This is a genomic window from Mucilaginibacter sp. P2_A4 (assembly GCF_056405015.1).
This window is the reverse complement of the sequence record NZ_JBFUCX010000012.1, coordinates 23,408-44,476: the sequence shown is the minus strand read 5'-3', so window position 1 is coordinate 44,476 and position 21,069 is coordinate 23,408. Positions and strand designations below refer to the sequence as shown.

19 protein-coding genes are annotated in these 21,069 nt (G+C 40.6%); 8 read left to right on the top strand and 11 right to left on the bottom strand.

Annotation, left to right across the window (positions count from 1 at the left end; genetic code table 11):
* Positions 1 to 75: 75 nt before the first annotated feature.
* Positions 76 to 2,550 carry an endopeptidase La gene (lon, locus tag AC1DYB_RS21060; RefSeq protein ID WP_477437741.1) on the bottom strand — a complete coding sequence of 825 codons (2,475 nt, stop codon included), beginning with the start codon at positions 2,548 to 2,550 and terminating at the stop codon, positions 76 to 78.
* A 365-nt stretch (positions 2,551 to 2,915) separates the two neighbouring features.
* Between lon and AC1DYB_RS21055 the strand changes: the two genes are divergently transcribed.
* Positions 2,916 to 3,557, top strand: a complete 642-nt coding sequence (locus AC1DYB_RS21055) for a tetratricopeptide repeat protein (RefSeq protein WP_477437739.1) — start codon at positions 2,916 to 2,918, stop codon at positions 3,555 to 3,557.
* Positions 3,558 to 3,591: 34 nt separating this feature from the next.
* Here AC1DYB_RS21055 and AC1DYB_RS21050 read toward each other — a convergent pair whose 3' ends face one another.
* Together AC1DYB_RS21050 and gpmI are read right to left on the bottom strand one after the other, a co-directional pair.
* Positions 3,592 to 4,071, bottom strand: coding sequence for a hypothetical protein (locus tag AC1DYB_RS21050; protein WP_477437737.1), 480 nt, complete (start codon positions 4,069 to 4,071; stop codon positions 3,592 to 3,594).
* A 67-nt stretch (positions 4,072 to 4,138) separates the two neighbouring features.
* The gene (gene gpmI / locus AC1DYB_RS21045; RefSeq protein WP_477437735.1) at positions 4,139 to 5,662 is read right to left on the bottom strand and encodes a 2,3-bisphosphoglycerate-independent phosphoglycerate mutase; all 1,524 of its coding nucleotides are present in this window, start codon (positions 5,660 to 5,662) and stop codon (positions 4,139 to 4,141) included.
* A 192-nt stretch (positions 5,663 to 5,854) separates the two neighbouring features.
* Here gpmI and AC1DYB_RS21040 point away from each other — a divergent pair, with 192 nt between their 5' ends.
* From AC1DYB_RS21040 to AC1DYB_RS21020, 5 genes are all read left to right on the top strand, one after another.
* Complete coding sequence (locus AC1DYB_RS21040; protein ID WP_295720873.1) at positions 5,855 to 6,253, top strand: DUF4783 domain-containing protein; 399 nt, start codon at positions 5,855 to 5,857, stop codon at positions 6,251 to 6,253.
* Between the two features lie 264 nt (positions 6,254 to 6,517).
* Positions 6,518 to 7,363: a carboxylating nicotinate-nucleotide diphosphorylase gene (nadC, locus tag AC1DYB_RS21035; RefSeq protein ID WP_295720872.1), complete on the top strand. Its 846-nt coding sequence runs from the start codon at positions 6,518 to 6,520 to the stop codon at positions 7,361 to 7,363.
* A gap of 129 nt (positions 7,364 to 7,492) precedes the next feature.
* A complete protein-coding gene (plsY, locus tag AC1DYB_RS21030) occupies positions 7,493 to 8,140 on the top strand; it encodes a glycerol-3-phosphate 1-O-acyltransferase PlsY (RefSeq protein WP_295720871.1) in 648 nt (215 codons plus the stop codon).
* Positions 8,141 to 8,145: 5 nt separating this feature from the next.
* Positions 8,146 to 8,946: a M48 family metallopeptidase gene (locus tag AC1DYB_RS21025; RefSeq protein WP_477392822.1), complete on the top strand. Its 801-nt coding sequence runs from the start codon at positions 8,146 to 8,148 to the stop codon at positions 8,944 to 8,946.
* Positions 8,947 to 9,062: 116 nt separating this feature from the next.
* Complete coding sequence (locus tag AC1DYB_RS21020) at positions 9,063 to 9,836, top strand: YqjF family protein (protein WP_477437732.1); 774 nt, start codon at positions 9,063 to 9,065, stop codon at positions 9,834 to 9,836.
* Between the two features lie 56 nt (positions 9,837 to 9,892).
* Here the strand turns inward: AC1DYB_RS21020 and fmt are convergent, their stop codons facing one another.
* Together fmt and AC1DYB_RS21010 are read right to left on the bottom strand one after the other, a co-directional pair.
* Positions 9,893 to 10,810 carry a methionyl-tRNA formyltransferase gene (gene fmt, locus AC1DYB_RS21015; protein WP_477437730.1) on the bottom strand — a complete coding sequence of 306 codons (918 nt, stop codon included), beginning with the start codon at positions 10,808 to 10,810 and terminating at the stop codon, positions 9,893 to 9,895.
* 30 nt (positions 10,811 to 10,840) lie between these two features.
* Entirely contained in the window at positions 10,841 to 12,085 is a 1,245-nt protein-coding gene (locus AC1DYB_RS21010; protein ID WP_477437728.1) for an exo-beta-N-acetylmuramidase NamZ family protein, read from the bottom strand.
* 84 nt (positions 12,086 to 12,169) lie between these two features.
* On the opposite strand from AC1DYB_RS21010, the gene AC1DYB_RS21005 reads away from it, so the two are divergent.
* Positions 12,170 to 13,390, top strand: a complete 1,221-nt coding sequence (locus AC1DYB_RS21005; protein ID WP_477437726.1) for an ABC transporter permease — start codon at positions 12,170 to 12,172, stop codon at positions 13,388 to 13,390.
* Between the two features lie 235 nt (positions 13,391 to 13,625).
* On the opposite strand, the gene AC1DYB_RS21000 is transcribed toward AC1DYB_RS21005, so the two are convergent.
* The 4 genes from AC1DYB_RS21000 to mazG all read right to left on the bottom strand — a co-directional run bounded on the left by AC1DYB_RS21000 (position 13,626) and on the right by mazG (position 17,193).
* Positions 13,626 to 15,122 (bottom strand): hypothetical protein, encoded by a 1,497-nt coding sequence (locus AC1DYB_RS21000; RefSeq protein ID WP_477437724.1) that lies wholly within the window; start codon positions 15,120 to 15,122, stop codon positions 13,626 to 13,628.
* The gene (locus AC1DYB_RS20995) at positions 15,115 to 15,669 is read right to left on the bottom strand and encodes an RNA polymerase sigma factor (RefSeq protein WP_477392834.1); all 555 of its coding nucleotides are present in this window, start codon (positions 15,667 to 15,669) and stop codon (positions 15,115 to 15,117) included. The genes AC1DYB_RS21000 and AC1DYB_RS20995 overlap by 8 nt, the downstream gene beginning before the upstream one ends.
* A gap of 210 nt (positions 15,670 to 15,879) precedes the next feature.
* Positions 15,880 to 16,323: a hypothetical protein gene (locus tag AC1DYB_RS20990; protein WP_295720863.1), complete on the bottom strand. Its 444-nt coding sequence runs from the start codon at positions 16,321 to 16,323 to the stop codon at positions 15,880 to 15,882.
* A 66-nt stretch (positions 16,324 to 16,389) separates the two neighbouring features.
* Positions 16,390 to 17,193: a nucleoside triphosphate pyrophosphohydrolase gene (gene mazG, locus AC1DYB_RS20985; RefSeq protein ID WP_295720862.1), complete on the bottom strand. Its 804-nt coding sequence runs from the start codon at positions 17,191 to 17,193 to the stop codon at positions 16,390 to 16,392.
* Between the two features lie 122 nt (positions 17,194 to 17,315).
* Between mazG and AC1DYB_RS20980 the strand changes: the two genes are divergently transcribed.
* The gene (locus AC1DYB_RS20980) at positions 17,316 to 18,152 is read left to right on the top strand and encodes a hypothetical protein (RefSeq protein ID WP_477437722.1); all 837 of its coding nucleotides are present in this window, start codon (positions 17,316 to 17,318) and stop codon (positions 18,150 to 18,152) included.
* A 42-nt stretch (positions 18,153 to 18,194) separates the two neighbouring features.
* Here AC1DYB_RS20980 and mnmC2 read toward each other — a convergent pair whose 3' ends face one another.
* Positions 18,195 to 18,878, bottom strand: coding sequence for a tRNA (5-methylaminomethyl-2-thiouridine)(34)-methyltransferase MnmC2 (gene mnmC2 / locus AC1DYB_RS20975; protein ID WP_477437720.1), 684 nt, complete (start codon positions 18,876 to 18,878; stop codon positions 18,195 to 18,197).
* Between the two features lie 84 nt (positions 18,879 to 18,962).
* Entirely contained in the window at positions 18,963 to 20,303 is a 1,341-nt protein-coding gene (locus AC1DYB_RS20970) for an MBL fold metallo-hydrolase (protein ID WP_477437718.1), read from the bottom strand.
* Positions 20,304 to 21,069 lie beyond the last annotated feature (766 nt).

Genomic DNA, 21,069 nt, shown 5'->3' with positions numbered 1-21,069 from the left:
GATTTCTGATTATAGTGGGATATAACCAGCCATTGTTATAAAACAAAAAAGGCACCGTTCAGGTGCCTTCTATATTTAACTTACTACAGCTTTTTCTTCTTCTTTAACTGTCAAATCCAGTGGCTCACTCACTTTTTCATCCAAAAGAGCCAGTTTAATCACCTCGCGCATATCGGTTATATAATGGAAATTTAAATCTTTTATATAATCTTCTTTAATCTCAAGGATATCTTTCTGGTTGGATTTACAAAGGATTATCTCTTTGATATTGGCGCGCTTGGCAGCTAATATTTTCTCCTTGATGCCACCCACGGCTAAAACCCTGCCGCGCAGCGTAATCTCGCCGGTCATGGCCAGGTTTGGTTTCACTTTGCGCTGGGTAAATGCCGAAACCAATGCAGTAAGCATAGTGATACCTGCAGATGGGCCATCCTTAGGAGTAGCGCCAGCCGGTACGTGAACGTGTACATCCCATAGATCAAACAGCTTGGGATTGATGTCAAAATAACTTGCATGCGCTCTTAAATAGGCCAATGCAATGGTAACAGATTCCTTCATTACATCGCCAAGGCTCCCGGTAAGCGTTAAGCGGCCCTTGCCGGGACTTAAACTTGCTTCAATGAATAAGATATCGCCACCAACTGATGTCCAGGCCAGGCCTGTTACAACGCCTGCCACATCATTCCCCTCATATAAGTCTTTATCATAAATAGGAGCACCCAGAATTTTTTCTACATCCTTTTTATTTACCGTTGGATTGTAAGGTTCTTCTAATGCGATATTTTTAGCCAGGCCACGTACAACAGAGCCAATCTTTTTCTCCAAAGCACGCACACCAGACTCACGGGTATAATCAACAATGATCTTCTCTAAAACATCATTTTTAAGGGTTACATCCTTAAGCTTTAAGCCGTGTGCCTCGCGTTGTTTTGGTACAAGGTGTTGTTTGGCTATCTCTATTTTTTCTTCAATAGTATAACCGTTTACCTCGATGATCTCCATCCTGTCTAACAAGGCGGGCTGAATGCTGCTCAATGAGTTTGCTGTCGCGATGAACATCACGTTGGAAAGGTCAAAATCCATTTCAACGTAATGGTCATAAAAAGTACTGTTCTGTTCCGGATCCAATACCTCTAATAAAGCCGATGATGGATCGCCACGGAAATCATTACCTACCTTATCTATCTCATCTAAAATAAATACCGGGTTAGCGGCGCCGGCTTTTTTTATTGATTGTATGATACGGCCAGGCATAGCGCCAATGTAAGTTTTACGGTGCCCCCTTATTTCGGCCTCATCACGGATACCGCCCAGGGCCATACGTACGTATTTACGCCCTAATGCTTTAGCAATTGATTTACCCAATGAAGTTTTACCTACTCCCGGAGGGCCTACCAGGCAAAGGATAGGTGCTTTCATGTTATGCTTTAGTTTAAGCACAGCCAGGTATTCAATAATACGCTGCTTAACCTTATCCAAACCAAAGTGATCTTTATCTAAAACCTTTTGGGCACGTTTAAGATCGAAGTTGTCTTTAGTGAAATCGTTCCATGGCAGATCAAGCAATAGCTCCAGGTAGTTTATTTGTACCGAATAATCTGCAGCGGCAGGATTGGTGCGCGCCAGTTTTTCAAGTTCTTTGGTAAAATGCTCCTTAACTTCTTTTGCCCATTTCTTTTTAATGGCACGCTGACGCAAGCTGTCAATTTCCAGATCGGGCGAGCTGCCGCCCAGTTCTTCCTGTATGGTTTTTAGCTGTTGATTTAAAAAATAATCTCTTTGCTGTTTATCCAGGTCAACACGTACTTTGCTTTGGATCTGGTTTTTAAGTTCCAGCATTTGCAAATCAAGCGTTAAGTGCTCCAGTAAAAGGTTGATCCTTTCACGAAGGCTGGCAACCTCCAGCAAACGTTGTTTGGCCGCCATATCGGCATTCATGTTTGATGATATAAAATTGATCAAAAATGAAGTGCTTTCAATGTTACGGATAGCAATGCCGGCTTCGCTTGGTATATTAGGGGATAGCTGAATAATGTTCATGGCCATATCCTTGATGGATGACACCATGGCTTTAAATTCTTTATCCTCTTTTATTTTGGTTTCCTTAAAAGGCTCAACTGTAGCCTTTATATAAGGTTCTGATTGTACTTCATCTTTTAATACAAAACGCTTTTTGCCTTGTAGTATAACGGTGGTGTTACCATCAGGCATTTGCAGCATTTTAATGATGAGGGCAATGGTTCCAACTTTGTTCAATTGACTAAAGTTGGGGTCTTCAATCCCCACGTCCTGTTGCGCAACTACCCCAATCATACGATTGCCCTTATTGGCATCGCGAATCAGTTTAATTGACTTATCCCTGCCAACCGTTATTGGGATAACTACACCAGGGAAAAGCACAGTATTACGCAAAGGCAATATGGCCAGTACTTCGGGCAGTTGTTCGTTGTTCATTTCCTCCTCATCCTCAGTAGACATAAGTGGAAAAAACTCAGAATCTTCGTTTATAACTGGTAAGGTGTTTTTAAAATCGAATGGATCAAAACTCATTAATTATATTTTTTTGTAGAAAATAACGTCAAGTTGTCAGCCTATAAAATCATAAGGCTCATAAAATACAGGTAAATAATAATTTTAACCTGTGCAGCACTATGTTTCAAGAGCTGTGCCAAGTTATGGTATTAATTAATAACAATCAATTTGGCTTTGTAATGGTTTGATTTAGTGTTTATTGCAAATTTACGGCCTATTTTTTAATTAACTCAAATTTTGTTGATAAAGATGAAAAAAAGTCATAGTATCGCTTTGCGGATGTTTACGCCGACAAATCTTTTTTAAAAATTGGAGATTTTGGCATAATATTTTGATGTAAAGTTAGTTAATGATATACAATTTTGTTCACCATTAATCCATTGATGAGGCTTTCGGTTATATTACCCTTCCTGCTACTGTCATCCATTGAAACAACATTGGCCCAAAATGCCTATGTAAAAATGGGGCAGCAAGCTGTGATGGATGGCGATTTCAGATCGGCGGTTACGCATCTTGAAAAGGCCTGTATTACCGACTCAACCAATGCCAACGCTTTGTGGATGCTGGGGTATTCATATTATCACAGCGATAATTATAAAAAATCAATTGCTGCTTATACTCGTGTAATTGCCATAAAGCCGGCTGATGCCACCGCTTATTACTACAGGGCCCGCGCCAAAAGCTATTTGGGTAAGGATAACCAAACCAAAGATGCTGATAAAGAATTGTATTTATTGGGGGCTATAGTCGATTTGACAAAGGCCATATCAATCAATAATGATCCCAGTGATAGTAAATATTACCAGAACAGGGGTATAGCCTATCGCGATTATGGTTTATTTAAACTACAAACAAACTCCCGTTTTTACGATAAAAGCCGCGGCATTAACTCGCTGAGAGCCTCTATTGCCGATCTTGAAAAGATCTTGAACAACAACCCCGGCAGAAACGATATTGCAGTACTTATAGACCAGGCAAAGGATAGACTTGGCCAGGCCACTTCTACCGCTGTAGCAAGGCATTAATACTTTTTTTGAAAGGTACAGAGGATGCAGATTCTTAATGTTTCAGGATTCCTTTTATCTTATAAAGATTTTTCCCCATCAACTTAACATGCTGCGATTTTTCGATCTGGTAAACCGAATCTGGAAAATAACTGAGTTTTTCTCTTGTTTCGTAAAGCAGGTTTTTGGTATGGTTAAATATCAATATCCACTTCACTTTATTTTTATCTTTTCTGATCATGATCTTAACCGTGCGCAGGTCTGGCGTTTTGGCTGTATATATGATCAAAGAATCGGTATTTAAAACTGAATAACTGTTTTTCCAGGCTGGCCTGTTAATGTCCGATTGGATGAACAGGTTAAGCTCTTGCCCCCAGTTGGGAATATACACAGCTTTGCGCTCGGTTACGTCGTTGTGTATTACTGTTTTATCAACCTGGGGGTTAAGTTTTTTGAGTCTTGCGGTATCTGCTTTAAAATATCCGGCTACGTCAAAATATTTTAAAGTGCCGTTTGGTTGCGTTTTATCCGGCATGCATGATTGCAAGCCGGATAAAAGCAAAGTGCTGCTCAACAAAGCAGCTAAGGGTATTGATTTTAGTTTACACCAATACATTTCCTGTCATTTCCGCAGGTATAGCTACACCCAGTATGCTTAAAATTGTTGGTGCAATATCACCAAGTTTGCCATCATTAACATGGGTAACATCTTTATCTATTACAATACACGGTACCAGGTTGGTAGTGTGCGCTGTGTTTGGAGTGCCATCCTCGTTAATCATATAATCGGCATTTCCATGGTCGGCTATGATGATGAAAGAGTAGCCATTTGCCAAGCCTGCCTCAACAACGGCCTTTGTACAGCTATCAGCGGTTTCGGCAGCTTTTACAACCGCGCTGAAAACACCTGTATGACCAACCATATCGGTATTGGCAAAGTTTAAACAAACAAAATCAGGCCAGCCGCTTTCCAATTCCGGGATGATAGCATCGCGGATACCGGCTGCGCTCATTTCTGGCTGCAAGTCATAAGTAGCCACTTTTGGTGATGGCACCAGCAAACGTTTTTCGTTATCAAATTCGCGTTCGCGCCCGCCAGAGAAAAAGAAGGTAACGTGCGGATATTTTTCGGTTTCGGCTATTCTTATTTGGGTTTTGCCCGCATTTTGCAATATCTCGCCCAGGGTTTTGGTTAAATCTTCTTTGTTGAAAACCACCTGTACATTTTTAAACGTTTCATCATACGGAACCATAGTGATGTAACGGATATTCAATGGGTGAAGGTTATATTCAGGGAAAGATTTTTGTGTTAATGCAAGGCTGATCTCGCGGCCCCTGTCTGTACGGAAATTAAAGCATATAACCACATCGCCATCTTTTATAACAGCCAGCGGTTTACCATCGGCATCAACCCTAACAATAGGTTTGATGAACTCATCGGTAACACCGTCTTCGTATGATTTTTTGATAAGATCTGTAATATGTTGAGTTGCCTCGCCGTCGCCTTTAACCATAAGATCATAAGCCAGTTTAACGCGCTCCCAGCGGTTATCACGGTCCATAGCATAATAACGGCCAATAGCAGTTGCAATTTTTGCAGATGTACCTTCTATATGTTGTTCCAGTTCGGTAATAAAACTTAAACCAGATTTTGGATCGGTATCGCGGCCATCTAAAAAAGCATGAATGAACACATTATTCACATCCAATTGCCTGGCGGCGTCACATAATCCCTTCACATGCCTGATGTGCGAATGAACGCCCCCATCAGAAACCAATCCAATAAAGTGAACATCTTTATTGTTTTGTTTGGCATATTCAAAGGCATCTTTTAATACCGGGATGGTTGGCAGCTCATTATCATCAACTGCTTTATGGATGCGGCCCAGTTCCTGGTAAACTACCCGGCCGGCGCCTAAATTCATGTGCCCAACTTCTGAGTTGCCCATTTGCCCGGCAGGTAAACCTACAGCGGTTCCGGATGCTTCCAGTTTAGAGTTTGGGTATTTTTGCAGCATTGAATCAACAAAAGGAGTGTTGGCTGCAACTATAGCGTTCGACTGATCATTACGGCCATAACCCCAGCCATCAAGGATAATTAATGCGAGTTTTTTTTGATTTTCCACATTGCAAATATAAATGCAACACTCAACTTATGGATATAAATTTTGAATTTAGATTTATACTTACAGATGGTTGATTATTAAGGTAATAATTAATGGTAAAAACAGTTATAGGGTAACGTCACCCAATATGGTGTTCGTTTCCTGATTTTTTGCAAAATGTAACATTAAGTTGTTTTATAACGTATCTATATTATGAAGTTATTTTGCCTGTCATCGTTAATCTTTTTGCTTCTAATCCCTCATGCGGTTTTGGCCGATCCTTTGGATAATGTAGCCAACCTCGTAAAGCAGGGCAATACTAAAGAGTTGGGTAAATTATTTGCAGCCAACGTGGATTTGGTAATTATGGAGAATGAAAATACCTACTCCAAAGACCAGGCCATACAAATACTGAATACATTTTTCGCCAAAAATAAACCGCTAAGTATCAAACTCCTTCATAAAATAAACTCCAGCGCCAGCTTTCATCTTGGGGTGTATATTTTAACTACTACCGATAAACAGGAATATCGCGTAGCCTTTACTCTTAAAGATCAAGGTGGTACGATGAATATTGTTGATTTTAGAATTGAGGATGAAAAGGTAAAATAGATGGGCAGATGGAAAATAGATGTGCAGATTTTAGATGTGCAGATGTGAAGATGAAAAGATAGATGTGCAGATATGCAGATTTCAAATGTGCAGATTAATTTATAGAACGCTGCCTGTCCATGATCTTTAATGTTCTTAGTTTGATAAATTAGGGGTTCAGGAAAAAAATAAAAAATAATCTGCACACCTGCACATTTGAAATCTGCACATCAAAAATCCGTACATCAAAAAAATCATTACTTTTGAGCCTTAAAAGTAATACGCTTGGATAAGGAACTAATAGACCAATTTATAATTAATGCTTTAAAAGAAGATGTTGGCGATGGTGATCATACCTCGTTATCAACTATTCCGGCCGGTACCGTGGGTAAGGCAAAGCTTTTGGTAAAAGATGATGGCATTTTAGCTGGTGTTGAACTCGCTGCCGAAATTTTTAATGTAATTGATCCCGGGCTTAAGCTCACTGTTTTTTTGCAGGATGGCGCCACAGTTAAGTATAAAGATGTTGCCTTTGAAGTTGAAGGTGATGTACAGAATATTTTAAAGGCCGAACGCCTGGTCTTGAATTGTATGCAGAGAATGTCTGGAATTGCTACAAAAACCCGGGAGATAGTAAACCTGCTAAAAACTACCAATACAAAAGTTTTAGATACGCGCAAAACAACTCCTGGTTTAAGATACCTCGAAAAATGGGCGGTAAAAATAGGCGGCGGCGTAAATCATCGGTTTGGCCTGTACGATATGATTTTGATAAAAGACAATCATGTTGACTATGCCGGTGGTATAAGGCAGGCTATTGAGAGTGCTAATCAATACCTTGCCGACAATAATAAAAAGCTGGCTATTGAAATTGAAGTACGAAACCTGGAAGAATTGGAACAGGTTTTGCAAACCGGCAACATAAACCGTATCTTGTTAGACAACTTTAACTTCACCGAACTGAGGCAAGCGGTTAATATCATTAATGGGCGGTTTATAACAGAAGCATCTGGTGGTATAACAATTGATAATATACGCGAGTACGCGGATTGTGGAGTTGATTATATATCTGTTGGCGCGCTAACGCATTCGGTAAAAAGCCTCGACCTTAGTTTAAAGGCTGTAAAGTAAATTTATTCTGTATCCTGTTTTTTAGTACTTAGCATTAGGTTTAGCTATTAAAATTTGGAATTTAACGCATAGCGTTCAAATTATGATTAAAGTTTTAGTACCACATCAATTTAGTAATATTGCAGGGAAATGATCAACGTATACTCAGTTTCGGCGCTCATCCTGGCCTATCTCTGCGGGTCTATACCAACTGCTGTTTGGATAGGGCTTGCATTTTACGATATTGACGTAAGGGAATATGGAAGCGGTAACGCCGGCGCAACCAACACCTTCAGGGTTTTAGGCAAACAAGCGGGGATTCCTGTAATGCTGCTTGATATTTTAAAGGGGTGGACAGCCACCAACCTAGCTTTTTTTATAGGCGTTTCTACTACGGGTGCCTATAATTCTTCCTCCTACATGAATTACGCGCTTGCCTTAGGGGTGGCCGCTGTTATGGGGCATTTGTTTCCAATATTTGCCGGTTTTAGGGGCGGCAAAGGCGTTGCCACACTTTTTGGAATGATTTTGGCTATTCACTTGCATGCCGCTTTATTATGTGTACTGGTATTTGTGGTGGTGTTACTAATTACAAAGTATGTATCGCTAAGCTCAATTGCCGCAGCGTTTACCTACCCTATCGGGGTTTCGTTTGTTTTTCCTACCTCAATCAGGTCGGTTGTAATTTATGGAATGTGTATATGCATGCTGATATTGGTAACACACCAAAAAAATATAGAACGCTTATTAAAGGGCACCGAGTCGAAAGTTAATTTTTTAAAGAAAAAAGCTGCCTGATCACCATGAAAAAGTTCAAACCTGTATTAGCAATGATTATGATCATTGCCCTGTCTTCCTGTTCAACTGTGCCACTTACCGGCCGCCGGCAATTAAGTTTGGTTGGCGACGCCGAAGTAAATCAATCTGCCGCCGCCAGTTACAAACAATTACTGTCTGACCCAAAAACCAAAGTGGTAGAAACGGGTAATGATGCCCAGCGCATAAAACGCATTGGCAACAACCTGGCAGTTGCTATTGAGCGTTATTTAAAAGATAACGGTTACGGCGATCAATATAATTTTCAATGGGAATTTAACCTGATACAAAGCAGCGAGGTAAATGCGTGGTGTATGCCCGGCGGTAAAGTAGCTGTTTACAGTGGCTTATTACCTGTAGCCAATACCGATGCTTACCTGGCAGTTGTTATGGGGCACGAAATTGGCCACGCCATTGCAAGGCATGCTGCGGAAAGAATCTCTCAGCAACAGGCGGCGCAGCTTGGCGGCGCGGCTGTGGGTGCTGCTACAAGTAGCCAGTCGAGCACTACCCAAGCCATTATTGGCCAACTTTATGGTGTAGGCGGACAACTGGTATTGTTAAAATATTCGCGTAACCAGGAATCAGAAGCCGACCGCCTGGGCTTAACTTTTATGGCTATGGCTGGTTATGATCCTCACAACGCAATAGCTTTCTGGCAACGGATGGCTGCACAAAATAAAGGCGGATCGCCTCCCGAGTTATTGAGTACTCACCCGGCAGATGCTACACGTATTGCAAATATTCAGAATTTGATACCTGAAGCAATGAAGTATTATAAGAAATAGGTAGTAAGTAGTGAGAGGTGAATGGTGAGTGGTTTCTGCTACTTTGTAATTTATTCTTTATTGGTCATATAGCTTCTATTCACTAATTTACTTCTCTCTATTTACCATTCACAACCATGGCGAAGCTTCAATTTTTAAAAGCGCAGTGGAAAAACCTTGTAATGCTTAATTACGAGGTTGATGCCAAAGTTTTGGATGCCTATTTACCACCCGGAACGGAACTTGACCTGTGGCAGGGCAAAGCCCTGGTAAGTATGGTGGGCTTTATGTTCCTGGATACCAAAGTACTTGGCATCAAATGGCCCTGGCATGCAAATTTCGAGGAAGTAAACCTGCGGTTCTACGTAAAACATTTTGATGGTACGGCATGGAAACGCGGAGCTGTTTTTGTAAGTGAAATTGTGCCCAAGCCAATTATAGCGTTTATTGCCAATAATTTATACAAAGAGCATTATAGCGCCATGTCTATGCGCAGTTCTGTAACAGAAATCGCAGATAACCATACCCGATTTTTATACGAGTGGAAGTTTCAAGGCAAATGGAACAGACTTGGTGCTACAGCCAGTAACGAATTGCGGGACATTACCCCCGGAAGCGCCGAAGAATTTATTTTTGAGCACTATTGGGGATACAACAAGCTGAATAGCAATAGTACAATCGAGTACCAGGTTGAGCATGTATCATGGCAAACCGGCAAGGTAAAAGATTATGTTTTTGATGCTGATATAGCAGGCCTTTATGGCGAAGCATTTAAACCTTACCTGGAGAAAGAACCTGTATCAGCTTTTTTTGCTGTAGGTTCAGATATCAAGGTAAGGATGGGGAACAAGATTGTGGTGGATGCGAAATCCGGTATACCCCTTACTCAGGAGAGTAAAACCCTATCATAGGGAGTGCTCTGCATGTGATAACCTAATAAAGTTTTAAAAGTCGGGGAAATAATCTGTTATAGTTTCATCCCCCTTAAAAAATCTTCGATACCCATTCTTTTTTTGCCTTCCAGCTGCACATCTTTTACGCTGATGAAGCCATCTTTTGCCGCAAACTTAAGGTATGTTTTGTTATCCGTAAGTAAATCACCGGGTTGTACGGCAGGTTGATCTGGCAATAACTCCGAAGCATATACTTTTAAAACTTTACCATGCAGATTAGTATACGCGGTAGGGATAGGACTTAGTCCGCGGATCTTGTTGTATATGTTTAGCGCCGGTTGGTTCCAGTCAATGAGGCAGTCTTCTTTAAAAATTTTAGGAGCATGTTTCAATTCTTCACCTGTTAGCAAGTTTACCTGTGGATGCTCATTGTAACGGCCGCTTTCAACGGCTTTTACAGTTTTCACCAGCAAGCCAGCACCTTTGTTCATAAGGCGATCATGCAGGTCGCCGGCAGATTCATGACCGGTAAGCGTTATTTTTTCGGTAAATAATACATCACCGGTATCAATGTCATGTTTCAGGAAAAAAGTGGTTGCGCCGCTTTCTTTTTCGCCGTTGATAAGCACCCAGTTAATAGGGGCGGCACCCCGGTATTGAGGTAACAATGAAGCATGCAAGTTGATGGTGCCTTTGGCGGGCATGGTCCATACTACTTCTGGCAACATACGGAACGCAACTACTACCTGCAAATCAGCGTGAAGTGCTTTAAGCTCAGCTAAAAATTCCGGGTTTTTTAGCTTTTCGGGTTGTAATACTTTCAACTCGTTAGCTACTGCGTATTGCTTCACTGCCGATTCGGAGAGTTTTTGTCCCCGGCCCGCAGGTTTATCAGGTGCGGTAACAACACCTACTATATCGCAGCCTGCTTTTATCAAGGCATCCAAAGATGCAACGGCAAACTCGGGGGTACCCATAAATACAATTCTCATGTTGATCTTTTATTTTATTTGCGTCTTCTGTTATTCGTACAATAAGTACTTATTCCGCGTGCGTTTAAATTCCTCTAATCCGGGCTGCCAGCTGCTCCGGATCTCATCCTCTGTTTTACCATCGGTAATTTGCTTTTGGAGGGTAGTATTGCCTGCCAGTTTTGTAAAGTAGGCGTTAAAAAAGTGGCCTTTATCCGGGAAAGCTTTGTAAAGCTCTATTAACCATGCAAGGTTGATATGGCCCATATTTCTGATCTTGTCAGTACTGTAATTCTTTAAATCGATACCAAAACATTGCTTATCCTTTTGAGGGGGATTTTCGCTCATACCTGGTATGCTTAATGGTGTAAAGCTATAGGTATATATCCCTTTTAACAGCGGATGCCCTAACACCAGGAAAGGGAAATAAGTGCCCCTGCCCAGGCTGAAGGTTGTGCCTTCAAATAAACAAATGCTTGGATAAAATAAAATTGACTGATCGGTATTTAAATTTGGCGATGGGCTTACCGGTAATTTATAGGGTAAGTTATGCTTGTAATTGGCCACTTTTATAATTTTCAGCTTGCATTTCACGCCATTTTTTAACCAGCCTTCTCCGTTTATCATTTTTGCATATTCACCTATAGTCATGCCATGGCTTATGGGGATGGGGTGCATCCCAACAAAGGAGCGATAGGTGGTATCCAATATAGGGCCGTCAATAAGATGGCCGTTCGGGTTGGGCCTATCCAATATCATCAGCTCAACATTGTTTTCGGCGCAAGCCTCCATTACATAATGCAGGGTTGATATATAGGTATAAAATCTTACACCAACATCCTGAATGTCAAATATCATCAGATCGATACCTTTCAGGTCATCGGCTGTGGGTTTGTAATGCTTATTGCCATATAACGATATTACCGGCAAACCGGTTTTGGGATCTACGGCATCAGTAACTACGGCGCCGTTGCTTGCATTGCCCCGAAAACCATGCTCGGGCCCAAATACTTTTTTGATGCTGATGCCAAGTTTTAATAAACTATCAACACTGGGTGTAGAGGTTTTGCCGATAATTGAAGTTTGATTAACAACCATCCCAATATTTTTTCCCTTAAGATAGTCAATATACAGCGGAATTTGATCGGCACCTGTAATTATTTCTGTGATATTTTTTTTATTGGTTTTTCCTCCTTTGGATATTTTACTGGTGTTGATAGCCGGATTGCTACAGGCCGCATGTACACTGAGGGCAACTATTAAAGCACTTTGTAAAAAAACAGGAATGATTTTCATAATATATTGTATTGAAACAATTTAAAAAGTAGCAGGTTTAATAGCAAAACCGCATATTTGCGAAGGTACTAAAATCATCCTGCATTGAGTTTCGCCTCCTTTATATCAGCCCGCATAACATTCAAGTCAAAGCGTACATTTTCAAAGCTGATTGTACGGATAGCCATCATTGGCATTATGCTTGGTTTGGGCGTGATGATATTATCATTGGCCATTGTAAAAGGATTTAAACACGAGATTCGCGAAAAAGTTCGCGGCTTTGCCGGGGATATCCGTGTGATAAAATTTGATCTGAACAGTTCATACGATAGTTCGCCCATAACTTACGATAGTGATTTTGTAAAACGTGCCCTTAAAAGCCCACTGGTTACACGCGTAATGCCGACCGCTACCAAGCCCGGAATTATTAAGGCTAATAATGAAATTGAAGGAGTAGTATTAAAGGGAGTTGATAAAACTTATGACTTTAGTTACTTTAAAAAGATGATGGTTGCCGGCGATGTGATCGACTTTAAAGATTCTGTTGAAGCTCAAAAGGAAATTATGCTTTCGCAGCAAACAGCTAACCGTTTAAAATTAAAGGTGGGCGATAAGCTACTAATGTATTTTGTTCAGAATCCAATGCGCAAACGCCAGTTTAAAATAAAAGGCATTTTTAGCATCGGAGTGGAGGAGGTAGATAAAACCTTTGTCATTGGTGCTTTATCACTAATTAATCGCCTTAACGACTGGAAACCGGGTGAGATAGGGCAGTACGAGTTGAGGATAGCCGATTTTGACCAGGTGAATTATGCTGCAAATAAGCTGGACGATATACTGCCTATAAAACTGAAATCGCGCACCGTGATGGAGGATTACCCAACCATATTTGAATGGCTTAATTTACTGGATGTTAACTCGGTAGTGATGCTGGTATTGATGGTTATTGTAGCAGTGATCAACATGATATCGGCCCTGCTGATTATGATATTAGAGCGCACGGCAATGATAGGCATGTTTAAGGCCATGGGCGCAACCAACTGGAACATTCAAAAGGTGTTTTTATTTAATGCCACTTACCTGATAGGGTTGGGATTATTGTTGGGGAATATATTGGGGGTGGGTCTGGGCTATTTTCAGCAGCAAACTCATTTTTTTAAACTCGATGAGGCGTCCTATTACATGACTTTTGTACCGGTGCAATTTAGTTTATCAGATATTTTGCTGTTAAATTTAGGTACGCTGGTAATATGCTTGCTTGTGCTTATTGTACCATCAATGCTGGTGAGTAAAATTTCGCCGGTAAAGGCTATCAGGTTTAAATAGTTTTAGTGATGCGGTGACTATTTTAGTGATGCGGTGACTATCGTATAAGCTCCTCAATGCGCCATGTACAGAAAGGTTCCTGCCACAATAGTCAAAGCCAACTTTATCATTTCCGTTGCTGATTTATCACCCCAATAAAACCGCACGAAATTAGCTTGTGCCGATAATTCAAACTTTTGTGCAAACAATGATAATGACATAGTTGCAAATCCCGTTAAAACAAGTAGCCGTTTCTTTATTTTTTTGATGTTGAAAAGTTCAGTTTCAGGTTTAAGCCGCCTGCTCCAAACTTTATCTGTTGCGACCCTAATCCATCAAGCGGGTATTTCAAAAATGGCTCAATTATTAATCGGTTGCTTTTACCCAAAGGTGTACCTATACCAAAGGATACATTCAATGTTTTAGCAAAATAGAAACCGTTGAAGCTTTGGTGACTTGTTTCCTGCGTTGTTTGTTGTGCTGAATTTGCAAACGACGAAGAAGAAGCGGGCAAAGCATAACTTGTGGTATATGCCTCATTGATAAACGTACCAGAACTTAAACCCGCCGAAATATAAGCATCGCTTTTTTGCGGGTTAAACTCATATTTAATGTTTATCGGCACATCAAGCCCAACTAAATTGGCATTGTAATTTTTAAATACCGGGAAAGCTGCAGCAGGTACCAGCATGTTATCCTGGGCTGATACTGCAAAGGTTACCGCGCGGGCCGCGTTGTTGTTGGGCGGGGTAGCGGTATTATATCTTAAGGTATTTTGTGCCAGAGCTACGCCGGTTGAAAGTTTAAGGTTTTTGCTAAGCTTTATATCAGATGTAAAACCTGCTCCTGCGTTTACCTGGTTAGCACTGCCTTTGGCATAGTTGAAAAAAGTAGCGGCATAAATACCGAATTTTACTTTTTTATCATCCACCATATCTTTAGCTTTTGGAGCCCTGGAATCATCGGCAGCAAGCATTTTGTCCATGGCACTGGCCGATGAAGGTTTAACGCGGGTGGGCTGTTGATTGGTATTATTTGATTTGGCAACAGGCGTTGTAATTATTGCCGTATTTGCAGGGGCATTAACGGCGTATTGCGCATCAGTTGCTGGTGCAATTGTTTTAACACTATCTGGTCCTTTTGTGGGTGGAATTGAGTTTGAATTTTGCTTTTTTGCAGGTTGTGTGGCTATAAGTTGATCATTGATGCCGCTATTTATAATTACTGAAGAAGGGTTAGTAATTGGTGCGGTTACAGCCGCTTTTTTTGATTGACCTATATTTGATTGATTGATATTGGCAATAATATTTTGTGTTTTTGTAACTGCAGAAACCCCGGTATTATGGCCTGCGGTTTTTTTATTAGATGCATAACTATTGTTAGCAATGCTGCCCGGTGTTGATGTTATTGTATCGGCAGGATTGCTTTTTATGGTAACATGTGTATTTGTTGCTAATTGGGCTGAAGTATCAGCAGGTGCAACTTTATGCGGTTGTGCCTGATGCTTTAATGGCTGCACAGCTATGGTATTGGCAGGCTGTTTTTTGCCCATCATCCAAATACCTATACCTAAAAATAACAGTAAACCCGCTGCAGCGCTTGCCCGCCATAGCCAAACCACGGGGCGCTTCTTCTCCTTCACAGGGAATCTTTCCCTGAGTAGCAGCCAGCCTTCATCAGCGGTGGTGTCTTCGTAATTATCAAACACCTCCCTGATGCGGTCACTTAAGTCGTTATCCCACTTATCATCCATGGTTTTGTGCCTCTTGCGTTATTATTTTTCTTAATCGTTCTTTAGCCCGGCTCAGGTAAACGCGCGATGAGCTTGCCGGGATAGCTAACATATTGCCAATTTCATCATGATTATAACCATCTATTTCATACATATTGAATATGGTGAGCTGTATAGCAGGCAGCTCATTCATCAATTTTAATATATCCTGTGCATTCAAATTATCAACCGTACTTACATTACTGCTAATTGGCGCGGCATTATCCAAATCAATATTTAACTGGAATTTAAGATCTTTGCGACGTCGATCTATTGCCGTGTTTACCACAATCGTGCGTAACCAGGCTTTAAAGGGTTTATCGGTATTATAATTATGTACTGCATTAAACACTTTTATAAAAGCATCATTTACGGCTTCTAACGCATCATCACGATTAAGGCTGTAGCGTAAGCTTATACCCATAGCGTAGCCATAAAACTGCTTATACAGCATTTCCTGGTATTTAAGGCTGCCTTTTTTGCATTGGCTGATGATCTCTTCTTCAGTAATGCGCTTGGGTGGATGCATTAAGTGTGTTTAATTCCGCTTAAATATAGTGTTGGTTTTAATGTTATTACGCAGTAGATAACATTATTGATACAAATAAAAAAAAGATTTTTTATCGATCGGAGTAATGTTAACAGTTATGGCTGACTGTTGACATTAACAAAAGGTTTGTAACATTTAAAACAGCCATCGCCGTATTTTAAGCGACGGCTGTTCAGTTATAAACAATAATTAATTTGCTGATTTTACAAGATCATACCTGCCTATAGTATCCGGATTGATTGACGAACTTGCACGTAACATTTTAAAGTTTTTACCATCATAAAGATACTGGTAAACACCAACTAAGTGGTTTTTTGTACGTGGCGCTGATGCTTTAAAAGTGCTATCGTTAAATTGAATGTAATTACTATCAAAAGCAAATGTTCCGTGGCTGCCGGCATGTTTTACTGTAGTATCTGCCACCACTGCAAAGTGGAAAGAAGCGTTCATTTTTAAAATGATGGTATCTTTCAATGTATCATATTTACCGGTAGTTGAGTTTTTGGTTAATAATCTAAACAAACCATTAAAAGTTCCGGTAGGGGTAGGGATTACAATTGGATCAGACTTTGGTGAACAAGCTACACCTAATGTTAACAATAATGGTAGTAAATAAAATAAATTTCGTTTCATAATCTTTGTTATTTAACTGCTATTACGGTATTTATAACCAAAACGCTACAATGGGTTATCATATTCTTAAAGTTTTTTTGCTTCATTCCAGAAAACATCCATTTCGGCAAGGCTCATATCCTGTAGGTGCTTGCCGTTTTCTTTGGCCTTAAGCTCCAGGTATTGAAAGCGTTTGATGAATTTTTGGTTTGTTTTCTCCAACGCGTTCTCTGGATTTATATTGATAAAGCGTGCATAGTTAATGAGTGAAAATAGCAGATCGCCAAATTCGCCTTCAGCTTTTTCATGGTCAATGGTGGTTTCGTCTTCGGCATTAAATTCGTTTTTAAACTCCTGCATTTCTTCCTCCACTTTGGCCCAAACCTGGTTTTTTTCCTCCCAATCAAAACCTACGCCCCGTGCTTTTTCCTGTATGCGGGATGCTTTTACCAATGCAGGTAATGAAGACGGTACCCCACCCAAAACAGATTTGTTACCCTCTTTAAGCTTAATTTGCTCCCAGTTGCGTTTTACATCTTCTTCGTTCTGTACTTCAACATCGCCATAAATATGTGGGTGACGGTTAATCAGTTTGTCGCAAACACTGTTTAGCACATCTGTAATGGTAAAATCGTTAGTTTCTGAAGCTATTTTAGCATAGAAAACCAGGTGCAGCATAATATCGCCAAGCTCTTTTTTTATCTCTTGCATGTCATCGCCCAAAATGGCGTCGCTTAACTCGTAGGTTTCTTCGATAGTAAGGTGTCTGAGGCTTTCAAGTGTTTGCTTTTTATCCCATGGACAATTGGCCCTGAGATCGTCCATAATAATAAGTAAACGTTGAAATGCGATGGTTGAAGTAGGGGCAGTTTCGGGAGCTTTTAGAGGCATAAGATGTACGTAAGTAATATAATACTGCAAATGTAGGATAACATCTTTAATGCAAACTTATCACACTATTAATTTAAAGCTAATATTATTTAACTTTATTAGCAAACTTTAAAATCCTAACTATGATGAAGAATTTTTACCTGACTATGTGTTTTTTATTTTTGCTTACTAATTTTTGCGGTGCACAGCAATTGATGAAAACAACCGAGCAAAGCAGCTCATTAGAACAGCCCCAGCCTTTTTTGTATACCATTAATACCTTAAATCCTTCGGGCAGAAACTGGAGTGTAAACTATTCTGGCGGCTATGGCGAGCACACGGTTACGCCAATTGGGTTTGATGGTGTAGATCAAAACATTTCTGTTAAAGGATATTTGGGTCAGAAGTTTACCTTCCTGGCAACTTTAGGTACTGGTTTTAGTAACAATGGTGGTGTGCATACCTTGCAACAGGCCGAGTTGTTACGAGATTTTATTGGGGGAAATCAACCCATGGGATTTAGAATTGGTGCCGGTTTAGGTTTCAGGCATGAGTTTAATAATGATAATGTAGCATTTAGCCGCATAACAGCTGCTTATGATGTTACCTCCTGGAAAGTTGGGGCAAACGTTAGATTGGAAAAAGCTTTTGATGCCAGGCGGGATGGACTTGATATTATTACAAGCATTGGGCTACATCGCCATATCAGCGGTCAGTTTTTTGCCGGAGTTGAAGCAGTAGGTCAGGACCTGGAAGGTTTTTGGCAAAGCGATGAGGCAGAAGGCGGTGCTCGGTTATTGGTGGGGCCATCTGTAAATTACGCGCCATCAGGTTCGCGCTTTGCGTTTACGCTTTGTGGTGGTCCAATTATTTACGCTACCAGGAGCAATTTTGCGCAGGGGCAGTTTGCGGCCTATCGTGAATTACCTGCAAATAATGGTTTTACCTTAAAGTTTAATGTTGGTTTCAGGTTTATGTAAACCGACATTAAATGACAAATTTTTTTTAGAGAATAGACTTACCTAAGCGTTAGGTTTAACAGCCCTGAGCATTTCCCTTTTTCCGGCGGCGCCCGGGGCTTTTTCTATTTTTAAACCAAGGGCTTTCAGCATTCGTTTAAGGTTGCCGGTTATGGCGTAAGTAACAAATACACCTCCCGGCTTTAAAAAGTTTATCACATGGTTTATAGCTTCTTCTTCCCACATTTCGGGTTGGCGGGAAGCTGCAAAGGCGTCAAAGTAAATGATGTCATGCTTTTCATCAACCTTAAAATTCAGGAGTGTTACACTGGCAATATTAAGCTGGATATAATTAACAAGGTTAACTTTGGTCTGTAACGCTTCAGGATATTTCTCCAGGTAAGTTTGCCATAGTTGCGGCGAGGTATATTCATCATACCCTGTTTGCGCCATCATTTGAGACGTTAGCGGATAGGCCTCAATGCCGGTATAATTAAGTTGGATCTTTTTAGCAATACACAAATCGGCACTTAATAAAAAGTTTAAACCAGTGCCAAAGCCTACTTCGAGGATGCTCACTTCATTTACACCAGCATCAGCTAAAAAATAGCTTAGGCCAGAATTAACAAATACATGTTGACTCTCCTGCAGGGCTCCATTACGCGAGTGGTAAAGTTCGCCAACCTGGGCATTGTAAATGGTTTTTGAACCATCTGCAGTGGTGACTATGGTTAGTTCGTGGCTCATGGTAGATAAATTAGTTGTTCATTATTAATCATGGTTTTTAGCGAAGAAAGCCCGGACCATGAAAAAGTGGCTCATGAACCATTATCAATGAACTAAAAACTCAGCTATTTGTTCGCTCAAATCATAAACCGGTACGGTATTTATTTGGGCTGCCACAATACTGGTTGCTGCTGCAGAACGATATCCGGCAGCACAGTGAATAACAATAGGTTTATCAGTTGGGATCTCAGCAACGCGTTCGCGTAGTTCAGGCAGGGGAATGTTAATGGCTGTTTTAAATGCCTTGCTTTCACTTACCTCACTCTGGTTGCGAACATCCACAATGGTGTAGTTTTCAGGGTTAGCTTTAAAATCTTCCAAATGCAGATCGTCCAATTTTTCGGCCGTGTTTTGAGGGTATTGAAGCGTTGCAATAATATTGCTTTCATACCCTATTTTTGCCGCCTTTTTAATTAATATGTCGGCGGTAGCTTCGTCTTCTGCTATCAGGTAAAATTTTTCAGTTGGCTGAAGGATTGATCCTAACCAGGTTTCAAATTTTTCCCCATCCTGCAGGTTGATCGCGCCTTTTAGGTGAGCGACTCTGAATGCTTTTTTGGGGCGACTGTCAATTATAGTGACGCCTTCAGTTAGTTGAATATCGGCATCGATTTTTGCGATACTATCCACGCTTTGCTGAAATGCTGGCGCACCGTTTTTATTAAGCTCCACATCGTACTCGAAATACTTAGGCACAAATGGTTGATCAGTAGTGAGGGTTTTAACAAAAGTAAGTTCATCCATCAATTGCAGGGCATAGTTTTCAAGCAGCTCGCGGCCGATAGTGCTTTGCAAATCAGGACTCATATTTTTGCCGCACAGTGAACCAGGGCCATGCGCAGGGTAAACCACAACTTGTTTTGGCAGTATCATCAATTTTTGGCGGGTGCTTTGGTACATTTGCCCGGCCAGTTCTTCTTTTTTTGCGGTAATGTTGCCAACGTTTTCGCGCAAGTCAGGGCGGCCAACGTCACCAACAAACAGGGTGTCGCCTGTGAAAATGGCAGTTTCTTTACCTTTTTCGTCTTCCAGCAAAATACAGATGGAATCTGGCGAATGTCCCGGTGTATTAATGGCTTTTAGCTTAATATCATTTAGCTGTATAACATCACCATCGTCGAAGGTTTCGTGCGGATATGTTGCAGCGGTTAGCTTACTGCAATAGATAACAGCATTGGTAGCTTTATGAATTTCGAGGTGCGAGCTCACAAAATCGGCATGGGGATGAGTTTCAATAACGCCCACAAGATCGGCATCATGCTGGGCCGCGAAATCATAATAAGGCTGCGGGTTACGCGCCGGATCAATAACGATCATTTTACCTGAACGGATCACGGCGTAAGATGCATGCGCCAACCCTTTATCGTAGAATTGCTGGATAATCATATCAGCTGCAAAGATAGGAGTTTGAGTGAGATGTTGTAATGCGGAAATGTTTGAAGGTTGTAAAGTTTGGGCAAAGCGGGGGTTCTAATTTCAGCTATATATGTTCAGAATCCGGATTATGCTTTTTTAGAAATGTTATTGTGTGTAAATGGTTGTATTTCAAAAAATTATATGTTTTTTTAATTGAACCGCTTTTTGCATTTTTGATATGCAGCTGTTCAATACATTAAGTTCATCCGTAATTGCGTACACCCGTCTTGGTACAAGATACTCTTTAAGATGGGATTTTGAAGCCGGTGTGATCAGTAAAATATAATACTATATCAATTAGGATAATGCAGGCTTAATTCCTTAATTCCGAGAATTCGGCTACGTTCGGAGATTTATTGCTTCAATAGCAAAGACGTTGCCGATGGGATCAATACCCTAATAGTACAAAGTACAGAACTTTAATTTCTTAAAAATTAAGGTTAATGAAAACTAATAAAAACCTACAACCGGCAGGGGTGGCCGTTTAACGATTGAACCAGTTTATCACAAAATCCAGCTTTGATCTTTTTAAAATGTCAACCCAGAAGCGATGTATATGCATTGATTTCATGCTTGTTAGTGCTTTATTTTATATAATAACTTTTTAAATGTAAAAATATTGTGATGAAACGTTGGTTGCGGGAAGCGGGTTACGGGTGGCCTGTTAAGATTTATAGTTTTAGAGCCGTGGGTTTTGAGAAAATAAGTTTGAAATGTTGGGCGGTTAACCAGCCTC

Coding starts and splice junctions, on each gene's coding strand:
- lon (WP_477437741.1), bottom strand. CDS start 2,550: ATGAGTTTTGATCCATTCGATTTTAAAAACACCTTACCAGTTATAAAC.
- AC1DYB_RS21055 (WP_477437739.1), top strand. CDS start 2,916: ATGAGGCTTTCGGTTATATTACCCTTCCTGCTACTGTCATCCATTGAA.
- AC1DYB_RS21050 (WP_477437737.1), bottom strand. CDS start 4,071: ATGCCGGATAAAACGCAACCAAACGGCACTTTAAAATATTTTGACGTA.
- AC1DYB_RS21040 (WP_295720873.1), top strand. CDS start 5,855: ATGAAGTTATTTTGCCTGTCATCGTTAATCTTTTTGCTTCTAATCCCT.
- plsY (WP_295720871.1), top strand. CDS start 7,493: ATGATCAACGTATACTCAGTTTCGGCGCTCATCCTGGCCTATCTCTGC.
- AC1DYB_RS21025 (WP_477392822.1), top strand. CDS start 8,146: ATGAAAAAGTTCAAACCTGTATTAGCAATGATTATGATCATTGCCCTG.
- AC1DYB_RS21020 (WP_477437732.1), top strand. CDS start 9,063: ATGGCGAAGCTTCAATTTTTAAAAGCGCAGTGGAAAAACCTTGTAATG.
- fmt (WP_477437730.1), bottom strand. CDS start 10,810: ATGAGAATTGTATTTATGGGTACCCCCGAGTTTGCCGTTGCATCTTTG.
- AC1DYB_RS21010 (WP_477437728.1), bottom strand. CDS start 12,085: ATGAAAATCATTCCTGTTTTTTTACAAAGTGCTTTAATAGTTGCCCTC.
- AC1DYB_RS21000 (WP_477437724.1), bottom strand. CDS start 15,122: ATGGATGATAAGTGGGATAACGACTTAAGTGACCGCATCAGGGAGGTG.
- AC1DYB_RS20995 (WP_477392834.1), bottom strand. CDS start 15,669: ATGCATCCACCCAAGCGCATTACTGAAGAAGAGATCATCAGCCAATGC.
- AC1DYB_RS20990 (WP_295720863.1), bottom strand. CDS start 16,323: ATGAAACGAAATTTATTTTATTTACTACCATTATTGTTAACATTAGGT.
- mazG (WP_295720862.1), bottom strand. CDS start 17,193: ATGCCTCTAAAAGCTCCCGAAACTGCCCCTACTTCAACCATCGCATTT.
- AC1DYB_RS20980 (WP_477437722.1), top strand. CDS start 17,316: ATGATGAAGAATTTTTACCTGACTATGTGTTTTTTATTTTTGCTTACT.
- mnmC2 (WP_477437720.1), bottom strand. CDS start 18,878: ATGAGCCACGAACTAACCATAGTCACCACTGCAGATGGTTCAAAAACC.
- AC1DYB_RS20970 (WP_477437718.1), bottom strand. CDS start 20,303: ATGATTATCCAGCAATTCTACGATAAAGGGTTGGCGCATGCATCTTAC.